The organism is Sporolactobacillus inulinus, from assembly GCF_006539285.1.
Lineage (GTDB): Bacteria > Bacillota > Bacilli > Bacillales > Sporolactobacillaceae > Sporolactobacillus > Sporolactobacillus inulinus.
In genome coordinates this window covers 1-3,256 of sequence record NZ_BJMS01000166.1, presented here as the reverse complement: position 1 = coordinate 3,256, position 3,256 = coordinate 1, and the positions used below count along the sequence as shown (strand labels likewise).

The 3,256-nt window shown below is 45.2% G+C and carries 3 protein-coding genes; all 3 read right to left on the bottom strand.

What is annotated here, in order from left to right; translation table 11 throughout:
- Positions 1-256: 256 nt before the first annotated feature.
- The 3 genes from SIN01_RS14320 to SIN01_RS14310 all read right to left on the bottom strand — a co-directional run bounded on the left by SIN01_RS14320 (position 257) and on the right by SIN01_RS14310 (position 2,937).
- Complete coding sequence (locus SIN01_RS14320; RefSeq protein ID WP_010027726.1) at positions 257-535, bottom strand: hypothetical protein; 279 nt, start codon at positions 533-535, stop codon at positions 257-259.
- Between the two features lie 227 nt (positions 536-762).
- Positions 763-1,476 carry a YczE/YyaS/YitT family protein gene (locus SIN01_RS14315; RefSeq protein WP_010027557.1) on the bottom strand — a complete coding sequence of 238 codons (714 nt, stop codon included), beginning with the start codon at positions 1,474-1,476 and terminating at the stop codon, positions 763-765.
- A gap of 384 nt (positions 1,477-1,860) precedes the next feature.
- Complete coding sequence (locus SIN01_RS14310) at positions 1,861-2,937, bottom strand: C40 family peptidase (RefSeq protein ID WP_047034970.1); 1,077 nt, start codon at positions 2,935-2,937, stop codon at positions 1,861-1,863.
- Positions 2,938-3,256: the final 319 nt, after the last annotated feature.

The window sequence follows — 3,256 nt, the reverse complement described above, 5'->3', positions numbered from 1 at the left end:
ATTCAAAGCGTTTGTCCATTGATTCAAAGCGTTTGTCCATTGATTCAAAGCGTTGATCTATCGCGTCAAACCGCTTGTCTACGCTTCCCTTAAAATCCAACATAATTTTTCTCGTGTCTGTGAGCACCTCAAAAAGTTGGTGAAATTCACTTTCCTTGTCAGTCATACCGTCCCTCCTTTTGTGTGATTTCTGTTATTATACATCCATTCGGCTATAACCAAAAGTGTTTTCGGAGTATTCCAACAACCGTTTCATTTAGAAATCGTTTACCATCACGAACCTTCCATTTTTTGTGCAGCTACTCTCTCGTGTATATTTTTTCAGGACTTGCAGATACATCGTCATAGGTGCCATCCTTACATGTACCAACGAAAAGCGTCGCAGATGTATTGTTTCCGCCTTGCGTCTCGTAATGATTCGGATGCTGCGCATAATCAACGGCATAAATTCAACAAACGAATACGTGACAATCTCATGAATTAAAAATGGTTCTTGTTCTACAAATTCCTGTGCTTCATCCAATGCCGTATCCATTAAGATTACTCCTCCGATTCGGAGATTTCTTCTACTAGAAACGATGAATTTCTTTTTTTATAATAATGGTTCAGCTAGCTATTATGCTGTTGCAAGTGTTTCTCAACTTCTTCGATCGGTTTAAGTCCTTTTAATTGCACTTAAAGTGTAAATTCAAGCCTGAAAAAAACTGCTTCACTACTGACTAGTGAAACAGCTTTTTCCGATTCAGGGTCATTTGCGTTTTCTCATGAATGCACGCGATCGTCATTCTTGGTTTCGCCGTGGTCGAGATTCTGATGCTTTAATGAAGGAAAAACAATCTTATCGAACACGCCAACAAGTGAACCTTGGAACAGCAATGCGAAAATTGTTCCAATATTTATCGCAAGCAGATGCTGCCCGATGATCCAGCAGATCACGGTGATGAGAATTGGCGGCATGAAGGTCACTAGCTGAGCAATTGTCGCGCTCCCTTTAAAATACTTAAAGCGGATGATCTGCATCAAGTCATCAACAGGATGAAGCATGAGATTCACACGTTGATAGATCGAAATGGCGAGTGAAATGAGGCAAACACCGAAACAATCCATCACCACTCGGACAATCAACGGAAGATCGTTTATCCCCCACAAGATCAAGTAATTACTGAGTATCCCGATTAAATAGCTGAACGGAACCATGAAGATGACGTTCCCTATGATGCGGTGCCAGTCCAGTTTGCCGATAATCACAGCATTGGCAATAATGACAGCCACACCGAATGCAAACAGTACGACAGCAAGCGGAATGCCTGTAATAAAAGTAAAATTCACTGCAGAAGCCGTCCACAGCGCACTGCCAAGATTAAGCGCAACGGTCAATGCATTGCCTAAAGAATTAAAAAGAATTGAAAGGGCAAAGTAAATCAGATTTTCACTCTGTCTTCTGGTACGTACAGGTACAGCATGATTGGCAACCACGAAAATGTTCCTTTCTTGTATCAATCTGATGCTTCGTTTCAAGCATCACTGGTTGAGTGACGTTGTCCGTGCCGGATCACTCCTCTTCATCCCAAGGACAAAAAGGTTTACCGACATACTTTAGCTAGCGTATTACTTTCTGCACGCGGGATCAATGGGAATGATGAAAAAATACTTTTTTATCGTAATTCTTTTTGCGCATCCTAAACGGTTGCCCCCCTTATCTAATAAAAAAAGTTGCGCTCGCCTAGCATTTAGCGGCTTCGCTTGTTTCGGTCAATCAGCAAAACGTCCGAAAACATGAAAAGACCGGGCAAAAAATGCCCGGTCTTTAATCCTCAATCCTGTTCTGTTCGGAGGATGGCTATATCACCAATGCTTTCCTTATTTGATCGTCAGGTGGTCTTCCGGATAGATCAGATCCGAATCCAGATGATTTGCCGTCATTAACTGTTTGACGGTTGTGTCATGCTTATCGGCAATGGCCCAAAGCGAATCACCGGATTTAACGGTATAGGTTTGCTGCGGATCCTGCAGGTTGAGCTTCTGTCCCGGATGGATCATCGTGTCGGATAGGTCGTTCAAACGTTGCAGCTTTTGTACGGAGATGCCGTTTTGATTCGAGATTTCCCAAAGCGTATCACCGACGCGTACGATGTAACTGCCATTTTTTACTGTTCCTTGTGAAGCTGAAGAAGCACTTGCACTTGGCTGCCGCACCGATGCGGATGAAGCGGATGGTGTTTTTTTAGAAACACTGCTCTTGGCTGTTTGGGTCGTCTGCTGCGCTGAGGAAGACGGCTGTGCGACCGGTGTCCTCTTCTGATCATCACTTCTTTGATTCTTCGCACCACTTGGCTGAGCCGATGCAGGCTGAGACACGTGAGTCGTTGATTCGGACGCTGTAGAAGCTGCCTTATCTGAACTTGATTGTGCAGGCGCTGATGAAGCGGATGGCGCCGGCGCCGTTGATGATGCGGGCGTTGATTCTGCTGCCTGCTGCGAAACGGATTGGCCGGCGACAACTCTTCGCGCAGTCACAAAACGCGGCTCCCAATAGCTAGAGGCTCCTCCACCAAAGATTTGTGTTTCGCGAACCCCCGTTTTCTCCGTTTCCGCACTGATCATCCGATTATTGCCAACATAGATGCCAACATGAGAAATGCCGCTGCCTGACGTATTGAAGAAGACAAGATCACCCGGCTGCAGACTCCCACGGCTGACGGCTGTGCCGTAACCCGCTTGGCCGGCCGAGCTATGCGGCAACTGCACGCCTAGTTTTGAAAATACGCGTTGCGTGAATCCGGAGCAGTCATTTTGCCCCCATGTATAAGATGAACCAACGCCCTGTTCAGCTACATTTACAACCGATGCTCCTGAAGCTGCTTGTGCCTGATGTGTTCCGAGACCTGTAACTGTCAACCCGCCGATTAGTGCTACGGAAAGGATGCTTTTTTTCATAAGTTGTCTACCTCCATTGCGAGCTCTAAAAGTATCTCTTTGTTTCTCAGTGTTTATGAACTTTTTCAACACCATTAATCATAGGCTCCGGACGTTGCATTCCAATAACATCCTATTGACAGCACCGATACAATCTGATTACAAAAAACGCCATCAAACTTCATATTTGCGCTATTTATTCACATGGTTAACATTGGAAAACATTAATGGGTATTGTTGGTAAGACAAACCAAGCTGTACTTGGTCCTCAACCACCCTGGTTTTTGTGTACGCTCCGATTGCTCGCTTGTCGCGGGCAGTCCAGGAGCCTCCTCAGACA

Excerpts from the sequence above, each read along its gene's own strand:
- SIN01_RS14320 (WP_010027726.1), bottom strand. The coding sequence starts at position 535 with ATGGATACGGCATTGGATGAAGCACAGGAATTTGTAGAACAAGAACCA.
- SIN01_RS14310 (WP_047034970.1), bottom strand. The coding sequence starts at position 2,937 with ATGAAAAAAAGCATCCTTTCCGTAGCACTAATCGGCGGGTTGACAGTT.